The sequence below is a fragment of the Thermoactinomyces sp. CICC 10522 genome, from assembly GCF_016055075.1.
GTDB classification, from domain to species: Bacteria; Bacillota; Bacilli; order Thermoactinomycetales; family Thermoactinomycetaceae; genus Thermoactinomyces_A; species Thermoactinomyces_A daqus.
Genome location: NZ_JAECVY010000027.1, coordinates 1 through 21126, shown reverse-complemented (window position 1 = coordinate 21126; position 21126 = coordinate 1). Strand labels below are relative to the sequence as shown.

The following is a 21126-nucleotide window of genomic DNA, read 5'->3' as shown; positions in this document are numbered from 1 at the left end:
GCCACACTCTGCGTTGGGGTACCTGTCTCCAAAGGAGTTCCGTCAACGTTTTACCTCAAATGCGGCTTAAAATGTCTGGACTTTTGGGGTTCATTAAGGGAGATCTATCAAACTCTTCTTGAAAAAATTAAATATAGAAACAGTGACCCGGCTCGAACAACGAGCCAGGTCTGTGATTTAATTCCTCAAAAATGGCGAAAGTTTTCCATACGAAGTAATAAACAATTTCTCGCGTGCTCTTGTGCTGGCAACATACAAGAGAGAGCGCTCTTTCCTCATATACTCTTCTCTTTCTTCTACATCTTCAATTTTTGTGAAAGTACTGAGGGGAACGACTTTTTCATTAACCCCAGCCAGAAAGACAACGCGAAATTCGAGCCCCTTGCTTCGGTGCATCGTGCCACAATGAACTCCCTTGTTGCTCAAATGAGATTCTGTTGTGAGGAGCGAGGCGGCAACTCCATTATCTTCCAGGAACTTTTGATACTTCTCAACCATTTTTTTGGTTCTTGCGAAAAGGCCGATCTCATGAGGCAAAATCCCTTCACTCAATAATTCCTTCACCTGTTTTAGAATGAACTGCCTCTCAAGGTTTACGTTTGTAAAGTTTACGCAGATTGGTTCGGTTCCAGACATAAGCGAGATATCATCTGCAAAATTTTGCCCTCCGTCTAAGTCATCAAAGGGAATATGTCTGATGACTTTCATCGCCTGTTTTCGAATTTGTTCAGTGGTACGGTAGTTAATGCGTAAACGCCTGGATCTTTGCCCGCGAACATCAATTCCGCAACGTGAAAGAACCGCAAAACGGGAGTAAATGCGTTGGTGAGGATCTCCCACAATAAACAGGTCATTTCTGTTTTTCGGAACCAAGGCCCTCAACAATTTAAACGCTCCTTCAGTAAAATCCTGAGCTTCATCAACGATGGCAGCACGGTAACTCAATCGGCCGGGGTTCGATTCCAGCCATCTTCGGGCTATGCGAATGATATCCGGATATTCATACCAACCTCTTGCCTCCATCTCACTGCGGACATACTCAACAACTTTCCATATCTCTTCCCGTTCTTTTTTGCCAATTTTCGTTTTCCCTCCTTTGCGCAGAAGATTTAAATATTCTTCCTTTACTTCGATTCCATAGGGTTGAATAAACCTGTCATATTCTCTCTTGATGAACAGCAGTTGATTTGTGTCTATGTTTAAACAGCTTCCGACTTGCCGCCAGATGACTTCCCGGTCTTGGTTACTCTCAATCATTTTGTTGATTTGTACACCACAATAAGTTTCAACAATTTCTTTGGCCAACCGGTCGATGTTAATGACATCCATTCTTTGTAACTCCTCAGGTGTACACATGGTGTTTAAGTAGTCTTGTACGATTGCTGCCATATTCACGTTAAAGGTGGTAAAGAGAAGTTTCTCATCCGGAAGCAAAAAATCTCTCACCAGCTTCCTTGCCCGGTGCAAAGCAACCACCGTTTTGCCTGTTCCGGCTCCTCCGAGCACTTTTACCGAGCCGCTAAAATCTTTCTCGACCAATTCTTTTTGAGTAGAATGCAAAAACAACCGCCACCGGTCAAAAGGATATTTTAACATTTCTTGCAGCTGTGTATCGGAAGAGATCACAGCCACTTGGCCCGACGTATTTAACATCGCTTGAAGGAATGGTTGATCTGATTTTCCCAATTCTTTTCTTTGTTCTGCCTTGATCTCGGTGATAATTTGAAGTACATCTTGATACGGTTCACCTTGTGCGATCCATAAAAGAGGTTCAAACGTATCTTCCGGAATTTCATCGGCATAATTGTACAGTTCATCGGTTGTTTGAATACTGTATATAACCGGAATAAGCTCTTCCGGTACACCGATGGCAATCAGTTGTTTTTCGGTATAATCACAAAATATTCCTTTTACCGCATTTGAACCGTTCCTTCCCGGGCTTGTCCACATTTGTAAAAGACCCGTCGCCTTATTAACCTCAAATCGCTTCTTTTCAGCCCATGCGTACGCCTGATCATGGTTGCCAATCCACACAAATAAATTCACATCTTCTTTTTCTGGCTTGACCAGAATTGCCCGATATTTTTGGTTCACACGGACAGAATGGACTTTGGGGTCAATCGCCCCTTTCACCCGTTCAAAATTTAAGCCATGTGCTTCCGGGTGTTCGGTAAGCTGATGAATCATATCCCAGGCCGATTTTTGAACTTGTGGCGGCACTTGAGCAATAGCGTCGGTAAAGGATTTATGAATGGAAACAATGGACATTAAAAATTCTCCTTTCAGAATCATAGATAATGGTCAAGATATTTGTAGCAGGCAGAAGCTTTCTAACTTCCGCCTAACCTTTCATCTGTCACTTCAAACCAAACTGCGCCTTTGTATTCAGTTTGTTGCTTTGAAACATCGCATTCATATTCGAACCATCGTCATTTTCCCAAGAGTACATAACCGTTTTGATGCCACCAATTTCTGTGGAACTCATTTCCGTTCCTTCAAAACCGGTAATTTTCACAGCCTCTTCATGTGTCATCCCGTTTTTAATCTTTTTGAATTCTTCCATCGTCGCTTCATCTTTTTCTTTCACCTCTGGTTCAGGTATTGAGAATGAAATGCCGGACTTGACTTGAAGGGAGCGCAAAGAGTTCGTTACAATAAGAGAAAAGCTAATTTAAGGAAGCATAGGTTGAAGGGGTTGCACAAACGAATCTCTTTGCGCGTAAAACCTATGGAGTGATCTTCATCTGTGCAGTCTTCCATTTGGCGGTGGAAAACGGCATCTATGACCTGCTGATCCTGTTGGCTCAGTTTCAGCAGATCGGATTCCGATTTGCAGTTGGAACTGGCACTTCCAACCGCAAACATTTCTTTAATGCTTTTGGTCATCCCCCCTTTCACTTTTTCATTGCTTTACAAGAATTAATCCAGTTCTTCGTCTAATTCTTCCGTCTCGTTCTGACAGCTTAATTCTGCTTGTTTCATCACAATTTCAACCGCACTTTTCTCTTTGTCTGGCGGATAACCGTATTTTCTCAACAATTTTTTGACTGTTACCCTCATTTTGGCTCGGACGCTTTCTCTTAGATTCCAATCCACCGTGATATTTCTTTTAATCGAATCGGTGAGATCGCGCGCGATCTGCTTTAACACTTCATCCCCCAGGACTTCTTTTGCCGACTCGTTGTTGGCCAAAGCATCATAAAAGGCCACTTCATCATCGGATAATCCCGTTTCCTCGCCCCGCTTGTGGGCTTTATTCATCTCTTTTGCCAGCTCAATCAGTTCCATGATGACCTGGGTTGATTCAATCGTCCGATTTTGATACTTGATAATCGATTCTTCCAGCATCTCGGAAAACTTTTTCGACTGAACCAGATTTCGTTTAGCGATGGTTTTTACTTTTCCGTTTAACAATCGTTTGAGCAGCTCTACGGCAAGGTTTTTCTGTTTTAATCCTTTCACCTCGGCCAAAAACTCATCGGACAAGATGGCGATGTTGGGTTTATTGAGGCCAACGGCGCCCAAAATGTCCACTACGCCTTCAGAGATAATGGACTTGGATACCAATTGGTTGATCTCGGCATCCAACTGGGAAGCCGTTTTTTTCTTGCCCGAAGCAGGAATCATCTTGATAATCCCGGCTTTCACCGATTTAAAGAACCCGATTTCCAAGTTCAATTTTTCCGCCTCGGGAGTGGTGGAGCACAAGGCATAAGCTTTTGCCAGCTCGGTAACCAGTTGCAGGAACAGTTTTTTCTTTTCTTCACCGAGCCCTAATACATAATCGACAGTAGCAACGATGGTTTGCATCCGCTCGGATGGGCTTCCGCTTTTAAACTTGCTGTAGTCATGGCCATGAAGCAAATCCTGGATCAGGTCATACTTCTCAAGCATGAGGTCAACGGCCAGTTCGGTATCCACACCCGCCGTTTTGCGGTCATTTTCGGTATACTGTTGCAGAGCCTTTTTCAAAGAGTCGGCGATCCCGATATAGTCAACTACCAATCCGCCCGGTTTATCTTTAAACACGCGGTTGACACGAGCGATGGCTTGCATCAGGTTATGGCCTTTCATCGGTTTATCAATATACATCGTGTGCATGCAGGGAACGTCAAAACCGGTGAGCCACATATCGCGGACAATGACAATCTTGAGCTCATCATGGATATCCTTCATCCGGTTAGCGAGAAGTTCACGCTGCTGTTTGGTGGTGTGGTGAGAATGCATTTTTGCCTCATCGCTAGAATTTCCGGTCATCACCACCTTGATGACGCCTTTATCCAGGTCGTCACTGTGCCACTCGGGTCTTAGGGCGACGATCTCGTTATAGAGGTCAACGGCAATCCTTCTGGACATGGTGACAATCATCGCTTTACCGAACATGGCTTTCTGCCGGGTTTCGAAATGCTCCACGATGTCTTTAGCGATTTGCTTGAGCCGCTTTTCCGTCCCGACTAATGCTTCCAAACGGGCCCATTTGGATTTGAGCTTCTCTTTCTCATCCAGTTCCTGATGCTCGGTGATTTCTTCATACTCCTCATCGATCTTCGGCTTCTCTTCCTCCGGCAGGGAGAGTTTGGCAATCCGGCTTTCGTAGTAGATCTTGACGGTGGTTCCGTCTTCCACCGCGCGGGTCATATCATAAATGTCAATGTAGTCCCCAAACACTGCCGGCGTGTTTTTATCCGCCAGCTCAACAGGCGTACCGGTAAATCCGATATAGGAAGCGTTCGGCAAGGCGTCACGCATATATTTGGCGAAACCGAACTTGACCTTCGCCTCTTCTATTCCTTTCACCACTTCCGCGTTAAACCCGTACTGGCTCCGGTGCGCTTCGTCGGCGATCACCACTACATTGCGGCGATCCGTCAGCACCGGCATCTGATCTCCTTTTTCCTCCGGGGCAAACTTGTGGATCGTGGTAAAGATAATGCCCCCGGACTCCACATTGAGCAGCTCGCGCAGTTCTTTGCGGGATTGGGCCTGTTTCGGCGTTTGGCGCAACAACTGCTTGGACTTGCTGAACGTGGAAAAAAGCTGATCATCGAGATCGTTACGGTCAGTGATCACTACAATTGTCGGATTAGCCAGCTCAGAGACCAATTTTCCGGCATAAAAGACCATGGACAAACTTTTCCCGGAACCCTGGGTATGCCAAATCACCCCAATTTTGCGGTCCCCTTGTTCCTCAGTTGCGCGGATCGTGCTCTCGATCGCTTTCACCGTCGCATGGTATTGATGATATCCGGCTAAAATCTTGTAGACATTTTCTCCGTCCGTTTGAAAAAAGATGAAATGCCTTAAGATATCCAGAAAACGTTCTTTTTCGAACATTCCCTTGATTAAAACTTCCAGTTGCGGAATGGCGCCCGGAGCGACGTCCTCCCCGTCGATCGTCCGCCACATCATGTACCGGTCTTCGTCGGCCGTCAGGGAACCTGCCCGGGCGTTCACCCCGTCACTGATGACAGAGAAAGCATTGTAAGTAAACAGGGATGGAATCTTCCTTTTGTAAGTCTGAATCTGATTGTATGCCTTGGTAATGTCAGTCTCTTCATTGGAAGCACTTTTTAATTCGATCACCACGAGCGGCATTCCATTGACGAAAACCACCAGATCCGGACGCTTCTCTACTCCGTTTTCGATGACAGTAAACTGGTTGACCACCAGCCAGTCGTTATTGTGGGGATCTTTAAAGTCGATGGGCCAGATTTTCTCGGTTTTGAAGCTGCCGTCGTCCCGCTGGACCTGGACATCAATTCCGTCGGTGATCATTTGATGAAATGCCTGGTTGTTCATCAGGAGATTGGGACTTTGCGGAATCGAAATCTTGCGAACGGCTTCGTCGATCGCTGCCGGCGGAAGATAAGAGTTGATGCGGGACAGCGCATCCCGCAATCTCTCTTCCAAAATGACATCGCTGTACTCGTTCCGTTCCGGATAATCGCCTTCAGGGGAAATCTCGGGGCCATAGCTCACATCATAGGCTAACTCTTGAAACCATTCCAGGGAAGCTTGTTCCAGTTCATACTCGTTGAAGCTGCTCATCTTGATGTCTCCCTTCGTTTTCCAGAGGTACACGGATCTCACCGGACATGAGTTTGGGCAGGAGGGTGTCGCGGAGTTCAGTTAATTTTTGTATTTCAATTTCAGATTGATAAATACTTTGAATTATGGGTTCGACTATCTCATTAAACTTTTCCAATATATGTTTAGGTGGTACAACAATACCGATTTCTTTAAACACTTTTCTACTTATTTCAAGAAAAGTACTCCCGTTGGCTAATCCTTTTATTTTATCTTTTGAGTACTTTAAGTAAAAGAGCATATAATAACTGGAAATATTTTCATCACAAACAACATTGATAAAACCTTGGTTAGTACATAACTCTTTCATAGTTATTGCAGAATACCCAATTGTTGCTCTGCTTGTCATGATTACTGAGCCAGAAGGTACTAATTTAGCAGCACTATTGCTTAAGCCTTCTCGAGTTATCTTTCTTGAAGTATCATAAATCACAGGACTGTCTTTAGATGTCATGTCGGAAGGTGTTGCCCATAGAATATCTCCACCCTCCCAGTATTCAGCGACTTTAGTTTTTGGCGTTCCTCCTCCGACAACTGTACATACGTCCCCAATCTGTTTTACTTCCCACCTCTTCGGAATCAACCCTAACTCACTTTCAACAAACTCTCCATTTTGAAACGGCTCAAAGTCGACAAACCAGGATTTAAAAATCGCTTGTGCCATTTCTTCAAGATTTTTGTTGATTTGGTTGTTGAGTTCGATTTTTTCGTCAAAGGGACTCAACATTTTAACAATATTTTTTTGGGTAACAAAATCAGGAATACGGACTTTTATATTACTCAGTATCTTGGTATTCAATGAAGGCATAGTTGCACCAACTGCTATTCTTCGAACGTATTCTTTGAATGACTCTAAACCAAAATAATAAGAAAGATATTCTGAATCTATTTCAGGATCTGTAACTCGAACTCGAAGACATCGTCCAGAAAAAAGCCAACCTTCCTCTCTTTTTCTAACCAATGCACGTCTATCAACTGATCCAACTCTGCTAAAAACAATATCTCCTTGATGAAGTATATATTTCTTCAATCTCTCTTTATCCTCGTCAGATACAAAGGGTGTGTTAGCATGAATAATTCGATTATCACCTAAATGTTCCACTGTAATAATCGGTGTTCCGCATTCTTTATAATCTCTTTGATGTAACTGACTTCCAAAGGGACCTGTTTGAACATGAGCAATATCTCCTAATCTAACTTCCTTCCACTCCTCAAAACTCATACCCAATCCCCCGCAGATTCTTTCTAATCTCCTCTTCCAATTCCCTTGACTTGGCAAACTGCTCCGCCAATTCGCTGGTCAAACGCGCCATTTTATCGGCAAACGCTTCCCCATCATCTTCCGTCTCTTCGATCCCCACATACCGTCCCGGAGTAAGGATATACTCATGCTCCCGTACTTCTTCCAAAGTGGCTGATTTACAGAAGCCTTTGATATCCTCATACTCTCCCGCTTCTTTTTGCCCTCGCCATGCATGGAAGGTTCGGGCGATCTTTTGAATGTCTTCATCGCTTAATTCCCTGCGGACACGATCCACCATGTGGCCCAGTTTGCGTGCGTCGATAAAGAGGATTTCCCCTTTGCGGTTGCGGTGGTTTTTGGCCGCTTTGTTTTTGGTCATCACCCAGACGCAGACGGGAATTTGGGTGGAGTAAAAGAGCTGCCCTGGGAGAGTGACGATCGCTTCGACCAGGTCATTCTCAATCAAATTTTTGCGGATGGTGGCTTCGCTGCTCTGGTTGGTGGACATGGAACCGTTCGCCAGGATAAAAGCAGCCGTTCCGCTGGGAGCCAGTTTGGAGACGATGTGCTGAATCCAGGCGTAGTTTGCGTTTTTGGCCGGCGGAACCCCGTATTTCCAGCGGAGGTCTTCGGTTAAACGCTCGCCGCCCCAGTCGCTGACGTTAAACGGGGGATTGGCCAGGATGTAGTCCGCTTTCAGGTTTTTATGCAGGTCGTTGTGGAAGGTATCCGCATGGTGTTCGCCAAGGTTATTGTCAATCCCGCGAATGGCCAGGTTCATTTTGCAGAGGCGCCAGGTGGTCGGGTTGGATTCTTGTCCGTAGACAGCCACATCCCCAATCTTACCTTGATGGGCTTTGATAAACTCCTGGCTTTGAACGAACATTCCGCCCGAACCGCAGCAAGGGTCGTAAATCCGGCCTTTAAAAGGCTGAATCATTTCAACCAACAACTTAACGACGGTGCGCGGGGTGTAGAATTGTCCACCGTTTTTTCCTTCCGCACTGGCAAAGTTATTGAGGAAGTACTCGTATACCCGTCCCAGCACATCGTGAGCCTGGCTGTCTTTGTCCCCCACTTTGAACGAGAATAAGTCGACAATCTCGCCCAATTTAGTTTTATCTAATTCCGGGCGGGCGTAATCTTTGGGAAGCACGCCTTTTAACGACTTGTTGTCCCGTTCGATGGCCAACATCGCATTATCGATGATTTGCCCAATCTCCGGTTTTTTGGCGTTGGCTTTGATATGAGACCAGCGGGCTTCCTGCGGAACCCAGAAGATATTGTTGGCAAGGTATTCATCAGGATCTTCGGGGTCTGCCCACTCATCTTTGGATAAGCGTTCATATTCTTCCTCAAACGCATCGGATATGTACTTCAGGAAAAGCAAGCCCAACACCACGTGTTTGTATTCGGCTGCATCCATGTTGTTTCTCAGTTTGTCCGCCATGTTCCACAGGCGTTGTTCAAATCCCAATTCGGCGCTGTTGTTGTTGGATACTGCCACCACTTAAGCCCCCTCAGTCCAATAATTGATCGTAAATCTGCTGTCTTTTCTTCTCCCACCGTTCTTTGGCTTTGCGGACGGTTTCGAGATAGAGTTGATGTTCTTTCCGATACTCTTCGACAATCTTCCGCTGTTCTTCTATATCCGGCAAAGGAATCTCCATCTCGCCCAGATCGGCCGGGTTAATATTCATCACGGTAGTTCCGCGTTGGAACGTTTTCACCAATTGGGTGCCAACCGGGCTTTCCAAAAAGATTTTTACATATTCGCTCATCACTTCTTTTGAAAACCGGACTACGATAATATTCGCAGAAGCGATCACTTTTTTGGGCAATTCCCGAACCACCGCCACTTTATTGACCGTCCCCCGACAAGTAATCACCAAATCCCCTTCTTCCAATGCGTAACGCCTTACTTTCCGGTACTCCTCATCGATCGTGTCCATCCCTTCCCAAATAATCTCCCCGTCTTCGATATTGGAGATATTGAGAACCGATATTTCCCCGGGTTGGATATGGCTTTTCATAATCGACTTTCCCCGAAAAAGTTCGGCGATTTCTTTTAACTTGAACACTTGCCGATTGGGCCCGGCCAGCCCACCGAGGAGATCCTCCTGGTCATCCGCCAGCAAAAGTTCGATTCGCCAGTCTTCCCGTTCTTTAAGTTCTTCCTGATCAATCTCCTTTTGAACACAGGGAAGAAATTGTCCATTTTTCAGCTCAAGGCTTCCCAGTTGGATGGAATCCACCGCTTGACGGGAGATCGTGATCAGGTATGTTTTCATCCCTGTATAGGGGCGCAGGGATCCTTCAGGCAAGGTAAAAATTGATTTTATATTGAAATGTTGGAGAATCCAGGATCTCAACTTTGCAAAGGAACCGCCTGAAAACGTAAATCTTGCGGGGACAACAATTTGCAACTCCCCGAATTCATTCAGCCAATCAAGCAAGTTTTCAGCGGCAATCCCTTCTGATTCCCGTGTCATAAACCGTTCCGTGTTTACTTCCGGTTTAAAGCCAAATGCGGGTATGGCGATAATCAGGTCAAATTCTTGATCCAATGGTAAGAGGCTGTAGATGGAAACCTGAAGCACTTCCACATGGTTGCAGTGTGCAAAAAGAAACTTTAACGCTTCTGCCAACCACTTTTTTTCAGCGGTCAGGACAAAGTTTTTATCCAGGTTAGTTTCAATCAGCTCTATCAAACCATTCAAATGTTTATGTGCTTCCGCAATCAATACCGTCTCAATATGCCCGTCCATCAAAGATCGCGAAAAATAATCCACAAGATAGGCGGGGCTGACCATCACTCCAGACCGGTCTTTTTGGAATATTTCCTTGAGAGCCTGAATGAAGTTGATCTCTTTGCCGGCCTGAAAAAGTTCATAAAACCAGCTTGGGTCTCCTGGAAAATAACCGAGCCGTTTTTCGGTTGTTTCTTTCATCAATTCATATAGAGACGCTTCATCTACACTCTCCAAGTTGTATTTTTGTTCATATGCTTTTTGGGTCAGGTGGATGCGCAATAACTCAACGGTGATTTGATCACGGTCAATGATATTTCTCTGTCTAAGCAGTTCTTGGAAGTGAAAAAGCGTTGCCATGTTTTGTGCCTCCTTTTCCACCAATCCCTCCTCCCGAGAATAGTATATACCCTTCCACATGATATTCGCAACAACAAATTTAGTATTCGATTACTAAAATTCGATTTGATCTTATTATATCAATTTTCACGTCAATATCCAATAAAAAAGGTGTGTCATATGCACACACCTTTGAGTCGACCCACCTGTTTTTTTCTTAAAAATCATTGTTCAAAAAAGTCGCTGTCAATTCGTTTAACAATATAGCGCTCCTCTTCAGATACCCCTATATTATAGTCGATCATCAGTTCAGCCAGATCATCCCCGTCAATTAAAACAATATTTTTCGGAACCTTTTCTGCAAAACTGATCGCGCTGGCAGTAAATCTGGAGGTAGTGATAAAAACCCCTTTTTCAGCGTTTTTAGCCGTCAAAGCGCCGGCAAACTGTTGAATTTCGGGACTGCCAACCGTCTTGTCCCATCTCTTTGCTTGAATGTAGATCTGGCTCAATCCAAGTTTATCTTCTTTTATAACACCATCAATCCCCCCATCACCCGTACCTCCAACTCTTTGACCTGCATCCTCTAAAGATCCTCCATATCCCATTGCTACTAACAACTTAACTACAAGATTCTCAAAAAAATCCGGAGAACATTTCATGACTTGTTCTAACAGCTCTTCAGCCAATTCTTTTCTAATCAGTTCATAACTCTCGCTCAATGTTTCTCTCGGAGTTTTAACAAGCTCTTTGGTCTGTGTTTTATCAATCACCGGATCTGCTTTTTCTTTCGCAAAAAATCCCCTAAATTCTTCAAACTGCAATAAAAATTGATTATTGATTTCACTTGGATTACTCTTTAATACCTTTTGTCCTCTATGCGTAATTTTGATGATCCCACGTTTGGGACTTTCAATTAATTTCGCTTTTTTAAGATATGTACATGCCCAACTGACTCTATTATCAAAAACGGGTTTTCTTCCACTGGGCAGCAGTTGTTTTCTCGCTTCGTCGGTTATTTTAAACTCCCTTGCCATCGCTTCTCTAAGGTCTTTCGTCGTATGCTCTTTTCCATTGGATAGATATTCCAGAACAGGCAACATCAATGTTTGATAATCCGGAATCACATTTTCACCTTCTTCGTCATGTTATTCTTAGTTGTTAAAAAAGAGAGAGTAAGTGATATAAAACCGTTTACCTTCGAATCGATTTGATCCATTAGAATAGCCGACTGCTCCAGAATCTTCTTCAACTCTTCATGAATCGTCTGCAACGTCTGATCGACTGTTTTTTTCAGCGTTCGTTGGATCGTTTGGCTTATGAACATGCTTAGTTCATCCTTATCATCGGAAAACAGATGCTGTTCGATTTCTTCACCCTTTGCTTTTTTTAGAGTTCGTATAAATTAATTCATTCCTTGCAGCTTTATATATAAAAAAAGGTATTCATTTTTGACACACCCTTTTATGTATAAACCACAATTTGCAAACTTTTGATAATTGTTTATTCGTGTTATCCCGTGATTTTAGGTCCACTGTCACCTCTTCCCGCCTAAACGATAGTATTTCAAATCCTCGCTTCTTTTGGGGTTGTGGCGAACCAACCCGACGACAGCTTGGGAACGCTCTTTTGCATTTAACTTCTGCATGACGTTACTGATTGCAAACTTTCAGACGAGAGTTTAATTTACTCGTGCTTGAGATAGGGAAGATATACAAGCAAAAAAAACAAGGCATTGACGATGCACTCGTTCAGCCTTACCATAGACACTCGATTCCCAAAAGGGAATATCATCTTGGTGTTTCATTTGCAAATTTAAGTGGAAGGTGTGAGACGATGGGAGCAGACCAAACCATTAAAACATTGTGGAACGAATTACAAAAGCTATTGAGTCAAAAAGTTAAAGGTTATATGGGATTTCAAAACAAACCGGCAACGGTCGAAGAAATCAGGCAATTCGAAGAAAAGATGAAATTGTCACTCCCTTCGGATTTGAAAGAGTGGTACTTATGTAACAATGGCGAAGACTTGGACTACGGTATTTCTATTATGGGATTCCCCTTTTTGTCTATAAACGAAATGTACGAACAGTGGAAAGTATGGGATGATTTGCGGGAGGAATGGAATGAAGAAGAAGGTTATACTTCATATCCCGACGGGCATATCAAGAGAAAATGTACATAAATAGAGGATGGATTCCGTTTTCTCATGACGGGGTAGGCAATCATATTGGAATCGATTTAGATCCAGATACAAAGGGAACCTATAGGCAAATCATCAATTTCGGCAGAGATGAAGAAAATAAGTTTGTTATCGCACCAAGTTTGAGAGAATTCCTGCAACTTCTCATCGACTTCTACAAAAAGCCTGAATCACTTTTTGTGAAAGAACGGGGAAATCGTATCACTCCTCAATTCAGTAATCAAGGAATTCATCCTATCGACTTTTTAAGAAGTAAAATCACCCCTTATTGATCATCTCAGAACGAATCCCAAAACTCCATCCCTTCGGAAGCAAGGACTTAGACTGCAAACACTTATATCTAATGGCTAACCATATCTTTTGCAGAATTTGAAACGAGTTGTTCCAAAATACTCTGCTTTTGATCAGGAGGACGCAATCTTATCTGGCTAAGTATGCAAAAAGGCTTAGTTCCTTCATATTGGAACCAGCCTTTTTTCTCTTATTAGGGCATATTCAAATCAAACGAATCATTTCTTCTTTTCTAATCTTTTTATCACAGCCTGCCGGAAAGTTTTTGAGCAGATACTGTTTTAATCCTTCAGCCCACTCTTCTTGATATCTGTCCACTTTTTTTATTTCTTGCGTAAACGCATCAATCATTTCATCATCAACGATTTCAATGGATTGAGGAACATGTTCATCATTCCCATATTCAAATTTATATGCCTGCCAGATTGTATATACCAAGGCATAATTGATGCATAACCAAATGCTTGCCTGCTGGTGGTTCTCATTATCCACCGCTTCTTCATAAAACATGGATAAACCGCCATCCTCTTCATTATCGAAGATAAGATAGAGATCGACTCCATCATATTTCTTCTCTTCAACCCACTTCCAACATTTGTCTATTCCTTTCCTCGCATCATTATATCCTTCAGTTACTTGATCAATCATTTTTTCTGTTAAAGCCAATAAAAAACCCACTTTGGCATCTTCATTGATATTCATGTACCATGCCATTTAATCTTGTCCCCCCCTTTATTCATCAATCAATTTACCATTTTCTAAAATAAAAGATAACCTACCAGTCATCTTCTTTACATTTTCATCAGTTTCTGATGTAACTACAATTTCTAAATTAGGATATCTTTTGCTGAGTTGCATAAATACCCTACTTTTGAATCAGGATTAACAATCCAGAAAAACATTTAGTACATACTCCTCTTGGGTTTGATTGATGTATATAGTTTCCCTTTTATATCCAGAGGATTGGGAAACTTAGCATCAATTGCTTTAACAAATGTATTTATAACCATTTCTTCAGCATGATTTTTGAATGCTGCGTTTGTAAACGGTGACTTAATTGGTCTATCTGGCATCCTCATCTAAAGGTTTCAATCCTGCTTGTGATGGTGCTCTCTTTAAAACTTTTGGAGATGCTCCTTCAAATATTTATCTTCCAATCCTTCAATATCTGTTCTGCCAACAGCGTAGGAGGTATCGGCAACACTGATTCTCGCTCCTTCAATTGAACCGATAAATCCGGATCGGGCGAAGATTTTTTGCAGCGGCCCGGGCAGTTTCCTGATCACTTTGCTTCCACCACGGAGAAGCGCACCAGGTATTTGGTCATTTGGACTACAATCATATTGGACCCGCATTCACTGCACTTACAGATTCACCGCAAATCATTCCATGGTGTAATGTTTACCTTCTTTTCTCCTCAGCTTGATATTCCGCCGATTTGCTATACCATTCGAAGATCTGCCGCACAACCTGGGCTTCCTCTTCATTAATTTGCAAAAAGCCGTCTACCCAATCAAATGTTATACTGAAATCATTAATCCATTCAGCCTTTTTTCTCTTATTAGGGCAAATTCAAATCAAACCAATCATTTCTTCTCTTTTGATCTTCTTGTCACTGCCTGCTGGAGAGTTTTCGAGCAGATACTGTTTTAAACGTTCAGCCCACTCTTCTTGATATCCGTCCACTTTTTTTATTTTTTCCATAAAGTCATCTATCATTTCATCATCTACCGTTTCTATAGCCTGCGGGACATATTCTTCTTTTTCATATTGATACGCCTGCCAAGTGGCATAAAATACTGAATCAGTTACACAAAACCATATCGATTTCTCTTGAGGATCGGTTATATCATTGATATAAGCTACCCCTTGAATATGACATAACCCATCACCATCTTCATTATCTAAGCTCAAATAAAGTTCATCTCCACTATGCTTCTTCTCTTCTACCCATTCCCAGCACATGTCGATGGATTTTCTTGCCAGGTGATACCATTCATAATTTTCTATTTTACCCATTACTTTTTCTGTCAATGTTAATAAATAAGCAACTTTGGCTTCTGCATTCACATTCTCATACCACTTCACAATCACTTCATCCTTATTTCTCAACATATTTATTTTGCAGGAAGAACATCTCCTTTGGAAAACGTTTGTTCTACCGCCGAATCTGTGGAGATGTTGAGTTTATTTTATCTGAAAATCCTATGCTTTCCCTCTTAAGAATCAAATGTTCCCATTACAACCCGAAAGCCTCTAACTCCCAAATAGGGATGGTCGAGATTCCCGTACTCATGATAAGCCCATTGTTTCAGCTTTTCCACAGAATTCTCCAATGCTTCATCACTTATTCCAAAAGTTGATGATCCGGCTCTTGTCGCAAAGTGCTCAATTTTTTGCAAAAACGTTTCATGCACCGGCCAGGTGGATAAGGTCAAAATCCGACTCCTCCAATTTCCTCGAGGTATTTGGCAATCCCATTATCATCCGTTACTCCAAACGGACGGTTAGGGCGTTCATTTTGTTCAAAAATGAATTTTTCCCATTGTGGTCTTACCTTTACTGTTGGAGGAACAACCACCCAATATTCTTCTCCATGAAAAAAGACATCATTCTTCTTCAACACTCGCTTGGCTTCCTGAAGTATCAGGGACCTGGGGATTGTGGAACTTGACATCAACTGCACCAACAAACTGATTGATAACCTTTTTATACTTCTAATTGGGCCAACGCCTTCAATCCTGTTTCTTCCGGCGCTTTTTTTCTGGCGGAAACTCCATGCAGGCGAAAGTGAAGAAAAAATCCTCTTCATTGCCAATACGTCTTTGCATGTAGCCATATGAAATCAGCGAAGAAGCGACTCTTGCATCACATGTCAATTTTAAACGGTTGAACGTTCAATCAAACGGAATTCCAGTTTGCATTTTTGCGGTTCTCTTTTTTTCTTCGTTATTTGATTGTGTACGATACGAAATGCGCTGCTTCCCATTTCAAACAGTTGATTATCGATAGTGGTAAGATCAAACACTTCCGCAATTGGCTGATTATCAAATCCGATGATGGCAAGATCTTCCGGTATTCTGATTCCATTTTTTTCAGCTTCCATCATAATACCTACCGCTACCTGATCACTTGCCACCAGTAGCGCAGTAGGTCTTTCCTTCATGGTTAGCATCTTGTTTGCCACCTTCACTCCGTCTTCGATACTATAACATTGATAAAACATCCATTCTTCCCGAACAACCTCGTCAATGAATGCCAGCGCATCGACATAAGCATTTCGACGAGCCTGACTATTATTGCTATTAACTCTGCCCAAACAATATCCAATATGGCGGTGTCCTCTTTCCATTAAATAGAACAGACCTTGTTGAAAACCGGCGTAATGGTCTATATAAATGGAAGAGATCGCTGCGTCCCCGGTATCCTCACACGCCAAAACAGGTCCATCCTCCGTAAAAGGTTCTATTTGTCCCCACTCCAATGCTTTCGAACATATGATTAAGCCGTCAATCTGTTTCATTTTCAACATGTTCAGGGCTTTCATTTCTTCTTCAGGATTGTAATCCGTTTGGAATAAAATCAATTGATAATTTGAGCGGAGTGCTTCACTTGCAATCCCTTCCAACAATCGTGCGAAATATGCGTGGTTAATATACGGAAGCATGACACCGACAATATTTGTCTTCCCTTTGATCAGATGAATCGCATTCAGATTTCGTGAATAGTTTAAACGATTGATCGCTTCAAGCACCGCTTTCCGTTTTTCTTCACTCACATAGGCATGGTTATTTAACACTCGTGAAACCGTGGTTACAGAAACTCCGGCCTCTTTGGCAATTTGTCTGATATTAGCCACCGATTTCACTTCCTTTCTCAATTCGATTTTAATTTATTTTTTTCAAAAAAATCATCTTGACCTGAAATGCATTTCATACCCTATGCTGATGATACAAGGTTCTTTAGCGATGGAGGGAGGATTCCGAAATGAACGAAAAATTAACGAAAGGGAATCATGATTCACTGACAATTACCACGCCTTTGAATCAACGTTTGAATAACGAGCCCCTTCGGGTTCTCAGTGAAGAAGATTGGGAGTTCTGGCAGGAAAATGGTTATGTCATCATCCACGATGCTGTTCCCCAAAAAAACATTGATCGCTTAGTCGACTTGATCTGGGAGTTTGAAGAAAAAGACCCGAATGATCCATCTACCTGGTATACAGCGCCGCGGCGAGAAATAAAGATGAAAGAGCTGGCGGGTACCGGAATGGTTGAGTTATACCATCATCAGTACCTGTGGGACAATCGCATGAATGAAAAAATCTATAACGCCTTTGTTGACATTTGGGGAACAGAACATTTATGGGTGACCATTGACCGGTGTAATCTTAACTTTCCGGTAAAGCCTGGTCATGAGTACAAAAGCTTTATCCATTGGGATATCGATACTTCATTAAACCCGATTCCCGTTAATGTCCAAGGGATTTTATCGCTCGTGGATACCGATATGGATATGGGAGGATTTCAGTGCATCCCTGAATTGTACAGAAATTTCGATGAATGGGTCAAAACCCAACCTGCTGATCGAGATCCTTACAAACCGGATATAACCGGCTTTACTCCTACCAAAGTGGTTACCAAAGCCGGCGATCTCCTCATATTCAACAGTTTGCTGCCCCACGGCATCCGAACAAACCATTCTACAAAACCACGTATTGCCCAGTATATATCCATGTTCCCGGCACAGGAGCACAATGAACAACTCAGACAGTGGCGAATCAAGTCTTGGAAAGAAAGGTTAACTCCTGTTGGCGACGCATTTCCAGGCGATCCCCGCAACTGGGAACAAGAAAGATATGATCGAGCGATCCTAACGGAATTGGGTGAAAAGTTGTTAGGCCTTAAAAAATGGTGAAAAAATAAAAGATTATTCGATTAATATGGAATATTGTTTCTTGCAAACGGTTTATCCTGGCTTCCACCCTATTCATTCCATTTTCATCAGGGGTGGAAGCTGTATCATTTATAAAGTTTTTAAATGCTCTATCAAGCAATTCGCTATCCGTTTAAGTAATACAAAAACATGGAATCCGGATCTTACTCCAGAAGATGGATGGAGAACGCTTGCCGTTGGGAAGTTGGCTGACAAGGCAGCAGGATAAATTTGCCCATTGTAGCAAATACCCAGAACTTTAACTGTGAATTTAACGCTCCAATGATCAAGTTACCGATTACCCTAGCCTCTACATCCGATCCAATTTGCCCCAATCCCTGCCCTCACCAGATCACTATATTGCTCTTGTAAGCCACTTCCGGATGGCTGGATTTTTCTGGTGCATTAGAAAGATTTGATTAAAAGGTGAAGATCCATAAAGTCAGGCTCAATCCTACGGAACCCTGATATACCTGCCCCAGCATTTATCGGATAATCTTCTGTACATCACATTTTCCTCCTTCATCTTTGTAAGCGTCTCCTCAACAATCGCTTCGAATTTGCGATCCAGCCTAGTTCGCATCAATTTGTTCATCAAGTCCTCTTTGCTTTGAAAACGCGTATAGAACGCTACTTTTGTCTTCCCGTTCTCGGACATGATATCGCAATAGACATCGCATCATCATAGCTTTTCCCCGCAACCAATCGGAACGCCATATCAATATTTTGTTGTTGCGTCCGTTCACCAGACTGATATTTCGTCATTATTCTTCCACTTAAAAATTAAAATTGATATACATATTGAAATATTAAAACATTTAGATGTATAATAGAATCGTATCATGGAGAAAGTCTTGTCGGTTCACACTAAGGACTGTTGCTTCACTACGTTAGTCATGTCTATGTTTGTGAACACGATGATCCCAAAAGCACGAGCCCCTACTTCTACAACATTCAAAGCATTAATGGCAACCCGAAAGCTAACTGTCCCTATAGACGGGATTCAGATATGTAATGAATACATCGAAAATATGAGGGGATATGAATGAATCAATTTTATAAGGTGGAAGAATTGGCAGATTACTTATATTGTCCGGAACGCTGGAAAAAGAATTATACAAATTATGAACGCCATGACCGCAATTCATTAAACCGTGAAATTACGCGTCTAGAAGAACTTAAAAAACAATTTCACGATCCTGTTCTCTGGGAGCTTGTTCGAAAGTTAAGACAACCTGAATACAAAATGATCGTAGGGCTTGCTGGGTTATTGATTTTTATCGTCGTCTGGACCCTAACCAGCTTTATGATTTCACTCACCTTAATGCTTCTTACTATAGCTAGTGGCTTTATTTACTACCATTACGCCAAAAATCAACTTCAATATCGTATTAAACAATCTTATGAAGAAATGAAAAGCGGAAAAGTTCGCTTAGTTCATCCAGAGTTACACATCTATGATGATGATTTTGAACTTGAATTTGACGATATCAACTCGATCTGCTCAGTATACCTGCGCTGTCCAGAAAAGCTTCCAGTCTATGTACACTTCGGTTTTCCCCACCACATCATTAAGCTAGCGGCACAGATGAAAATAATTCAAGAAAATTTATTTACCTACAAACAAGTAAAAGGATACCTCGTGTACAAAGGGCGTTCCCCAAAAAGTCTTCAATTAAAAGAAAATGTAGACCGCCTTCTTCGTCAGACAATCCTCGGGGTTTCTCAAAAACGAATACCCGTACGTAAAAAACAAATTGCCCCCCTTTATCGTTGCGAAGAATGTCCGTTTTGTACGGATTGCCAGCTGAAACGGAAGGAAGAGAGCCATGCATTCCGAATCGACTGAACTATTGCCAAAAGTAATTCGCGCATTAACTCAGATTCAAAACTTACGAAAACGATTGCAATATCTTTCATACGAAGAAGAATACGCATTTATTAAGCGGGTACTCCGATATATAGATCGAAATCCTATCGTCAAAAACTTTATTTTTGATAAATGTGTCGTCCGATATGATATTGATGCAGCGGTGGAAACGGCGATCTTAATGGATCGTAAGTTTCGAATCCCCTATGACGAAATGAAAATAGATGAAGGGATTGAGTGGCTCGCCAAAAATGAAGAAGTTCTCAGTGAAGGCAATGAACTCTTCCTAAATCTTATGCAACCAAATAATTCAGAGGAAAATGAATCGCTTGAAATATCATTTACGTATCAATTACTCTTCTACTTATATAAAAAATACCACCGCTATACATTAATTAGTGCATTATATATGTATCGCGATCATGAAACAACCCACTTAGACAAAATCCACAAAAGTAGTGTTGAGTTTTTTAACTGGCAAGTTATTTATCCTTTTTTAGGTTATATCGAAACATTTTTGGAGGAGGCTAAAATGAATATCGAAGATAACAAACCGACCAATATCACTTACAATATCACTGGAGATAATAATGTGTTAGGGAACAACTCTGGAAATAATAGCAACATTGGTCATCAGGCTGGGGCGCGTACAGGAGAAACCTCAGAAGAGAAGCTTGCCAGATTGGCCGAGGAGTTGTTTAAATTATTAGAAGTATCGGAGGAAGTGTCAAAAGAGGACAAAGACGAACTAACAGAACTGATGGACACAATTCAAGATCGAATCCAAAATAATAAACCAAGAAAAACATTAATTAACCGAATACAAGAAAAGTTTGCGGCTGTACGGCAAGGACTGAACCGAGAACAAGCTCTTATTACTACGATCAGTACCATTTGTGATATAATCAACATATTCAAATGATTAAGTTCAGAAATGACGCTTTACTCATGTTCAGCTCCTTTTATCAATTTGAGCATAAGCGAAGATGGAGAAAGGTACAAAAATAAGGTTTTAGTTAAAAGAAATCAGTCATAAAAAGAATAAATAACGGATAAGAACAAAGGTAATGCAGGAATTTATAATCCTGTATTACCTTTGTTACTTCACTGCCCCCGCTCTCCCTCTGATCATTAATGTTAGATTAGGACGATTAATGGATATAATATTAAAATATTATAAAAAATATCTCGAATCTCTTGTAAAACTTCTTAAGACAGGTCTGATATGTCCACAAGATTGGCTATATAGGATGCTTGAAAAAAAGAGATTAACTCAAAAATGTTACCGCCGGTCTATAATTGACCCAGGATTGCCGAAAAAGAATTGACCCACTCCCCGTCGAATAAATCCCCTTCGAATAATACCGCCAAATTTCTTCGGAGGGGGATCTATGTTAGGGAGTGGGACT

At 42.0% G+C, this 21126-nt stretch carries 20 protein-coding genes; 5 read left to right on the top strand and 15 right to left on the bottom strand.

What is annotated here, in order from left to right:
• Nucleotides 1–177 precede the first annotated feature (177 nt).
• The 9 genes from I8U18_RS16755 to I8U18_RS16715 form a co-directional block, all read right to left on the bottom strand.
• The gene (locus tag I8U18_RS16755) at nucleotides 178–2268 is read right to left on the bottom strand and encodes a UvrD-helicase domain-containing protein (protein ID WP_198065099.1); all 2091 of its coding nucleotides are present in this window, start codon (nucleotides 2266–2268) and stop codon (nucleotides 178–180) included.
• 88 nt (nucleotides 2269–2356) lie between these two features.
• A complete protein-coding gene (locus tag I8U18_RS16750) occupies nucleotides 2357–2563 on the bottom strand; it encodes a hypothetical protein (protein WP_198065098.1) in 207 nt (68 codons plus the stop codon).
• 86 nt (nucleotides 2564–2649) lie between these two features.
• Entirely contained in the window at nucleotides 2650–2886 is a 237-nt protein-coding gene (locus tag I8U18_RS16745; protein ID WP_198056532.1) for a hypothetical protein, read from the bottom strand.
• 33 nt (nucleotides 2887–2919) lie between these two features.
• Nucleotides 2920–6048 carry a type I restriction endonuclease subunit R gene (locus tag I8U18_RS16740; RefSeq protein WP_198065097.1) on the bottom strand — a complete coding sequence of 1043 codons (3129 nt, stop codon included), beginning with the start codon at nucleotides 6046–6048 and terminating at the stop codon, nucleotides 2920–2922.
• On the bottom strand, nucleotides 6026–7309 hold the full coding sequence (locus I8U18_RS16735; protein ID WP_198065096.1) for a restriction endonuclease subunit S: 1284 nt from the start codon (nucleotides 7307–7309) through the stop codon (nucleotides 6026–6028). The genes I8U18_RS16740 and I8U18_RS16735 overlap by 23 nt, the downstream gene beginning before the upstream one ends.
• A complete protein-coding gene (locus I8U18_RS16730; RefSeq protein WP_370589426.1) occupies nucleotides 7299–8837 on the bottom strand; it encodes a class I SAM-dependent DNA methyltransferase in 1539 nt (512 codons plus the stop codon). Before I8U18_RS16730 ends, I8U18_RS16735 begins: the two co-directional genes overlap by 11 nt.
• A 13-nt stretch (nucleotides 8838–8850) precedes the next feature.
• Nucleotides 8851–10440 (bottom strand): restriction endonuclease subunit S, encoded by a 1590-nt coding sequence (locus I8U18_RS17910; RefSeq protein ID WP_232336438.1) that lies wholly within the window; start codon nucleotides 10438–10440, stop codon nucleotides 8851–8853.
• A 203-nt stretch (nucleotides 10441–10643) separates the two neighbouring features.
• Nucleotides 10644–11546 (bottom strand): restriction endonuclease, encoded by a 903-nt coding sequence (locus I8U18_RS16720; protein WP_370589425.1) that lies wholly within the window; start codon nucleotides 11544–11546, stop codon nucleotides 10644–10646.
• Entirely contained in the window at nucleotides 11543–11746 is a 204-nt protein-coding gene (locus tag I8U18_RS16715; protein WP_033101511.1) for a hypothetical protein, read from the bottom strand. The genes I8U18_RS16720 and I8U18_RS16715 overlap by 4 nt, the downstream gene beginning before the upstream one ends.
• A gap of 509 nt (nucleotides 11747–12255) precedes the next feature.
• On the opposite strand from I8U18_RS16715, the gene I8U18_RS18080 reads away from it, so the two are divergent.
• Both I8U18_RS18080 and I8U18_RS18075 read left to right on the top strand, forming a co-directional pair.
• The gene (locus I8U18_RS18080) at nucleotides 12256–12603 is read left to right on the top strand and encodes an SMI1/KNR4 family protein (protein ID WP_198065095.1); all 348 of its coding nucleotides are present in this window, start codon (nucleotides 12256–12258) and stop codon (nucleotides 12601–12603) included.
• Entirely contained in the window at nucleotides 12594–12893 is a 300-nt protein-coding gene (locus tag I8U18_RS18075; protein WP_198065094.1) for an SMI1/KNR4 family protein, read from the top strand. The genes I8U18_RS18080 and I8U18_RS18075 overlap by 10 nt, the downstream gene beginning before the upstream one ends.
• 223 nt (nucleotides 12894–13116) lie before the next feature.
• On the opposite strand, the gene I8U18_RS16700 is transcribed toward I8U18_RS18075, so the two are convergent.
• The 5 genes from I8U18_RS16700 to I8U18_RS16680 all read right to left on the bottom strand — a co-directional run bounded on the left by I8U18_RS16700 (nucleotide 13117) and on the right by I8U18_RS16680 (nucleotide 16771).
• Nucleotides 13117–13626, bottom strand: a complete 510-nt coding sequence (locus tag I8U18_RS16700) for an Imm6 family immunity protein (protein ID WP_198065093.1) — start codon at nucleotides 13624–13626, stop codon at nucleotides 13117–13119.
• 401 nt (nucleotides 13627–14027) lie between these two features.
• On the bottom strand, nucleotides 14028–14198 hold the full coding sequence (locus I8U18_RS16695; RefSeq protein WP_198065092.1) for a hypothetical protein: 171 nt from the start codon (nucleotides 14196–14198) through the stop codon (nucleotides 14028–14030).
• Between the two features lie 286 nt (nucleotides 14199–14484).
• Nucleotides 14485–15000: an Imm6 family immunity protein gene (locus tag I8U18_RS16690; protein WP_160173870.1), complete on the bottom strand. Its 516-nt coding sequence runs from the start codon at nucleotides 14998–15000 to the stop codon at nucleotides 14485–14487.
• Between the two features lie 346 nt (nucleotides 15001–15346).
• Entirely contained in the window at nucleotides 15347–15538 is a 192-nt protein-coding gene (locus I8U18_RS16685) for a hypothetical protein (protein WP_198065091.1), read from the bottom strand.
• A gap of 255 nt (nucleotides 15539–15793) precedes the next feature.
• On the bottom strand, nucleotides 15794–16771 hold the full coding sequence (locus I8U18_RS16680; protein WP_198065090.1) for a LacI family DNA-binding transcriptional regulator: 978 nt from the start codon (nucleotides 16769–16771) through the stop codon (nucleotides 15794–15796).
• A 128-nt stretch (nucleotides 16772–16899) separates the two neighbouring features.
• On the opposite strand from I8U18_RS16680, the gene I8U18_RS16675 reads away from it, so the two are divergent.
• Nucleotides 16900–17829: a phytanoyl-CoA dioxygenase family protein gene (locus I8U18_RS16675; protein ID WP_198065089.1), complete on the top strand. Its 930-nt coding sequence runs from the start codon at nucleotides 16900–16902 to the stop codon at nucleotides 17827–17829.
• A gap of 472 nt (nucleotides 17830–18301) precedes the next feature.
• Here I8U18_RS16675 and I8U18_RS16670 read toward each other — a convergent pair whose 3' ends face one another.
• A complete protein-coding gene (locus tag I8U18_RS16670) occupies nucleotides 18302–18442 on the bottom strand; it encodes a hypothetical protein (protein WP_160173869.1) in 141 nt (46 codons plus the stop codon).
• A 450-nt stretch (nucleotides 18443–18892) separates the two neighbouring features.
• Between I8U18_RS16670 and I8U18_RS16665 the strand changes: the two genes are divergently transcribed.
• Together I8U18_RS16665 and I8U18_RS16660 are read left to right on the top strand one after the other, a co-directional pair.
• Nucleotides 18893–19696: a hypothetical protein gene (locus tag I8U18_RS16665; RefSeq protein WP_033101502.1), complete on the top strand. Its 804-nt coding sequence runs from the start codon at nucleotides 18893–18895 to the stop codon at nucleotides 19694–19696.
• Nucleotides 19677–20639 (top strand): hypothetical protein, encoded by a 963-nt coding sequence (locus I8U18_RS16660; protein WP_198065088.1) that lies wholly within the window; start codon nucleotides 19677–19679, stop codon nucleotides 20637–20639. Before I8U18_RS16665 ends, I8U18_RS16660 begins: the two co-directional genes overlap by 20 nt.
• Nucleotides 20640–21126 lie beyond the last annotated feature (487 nt).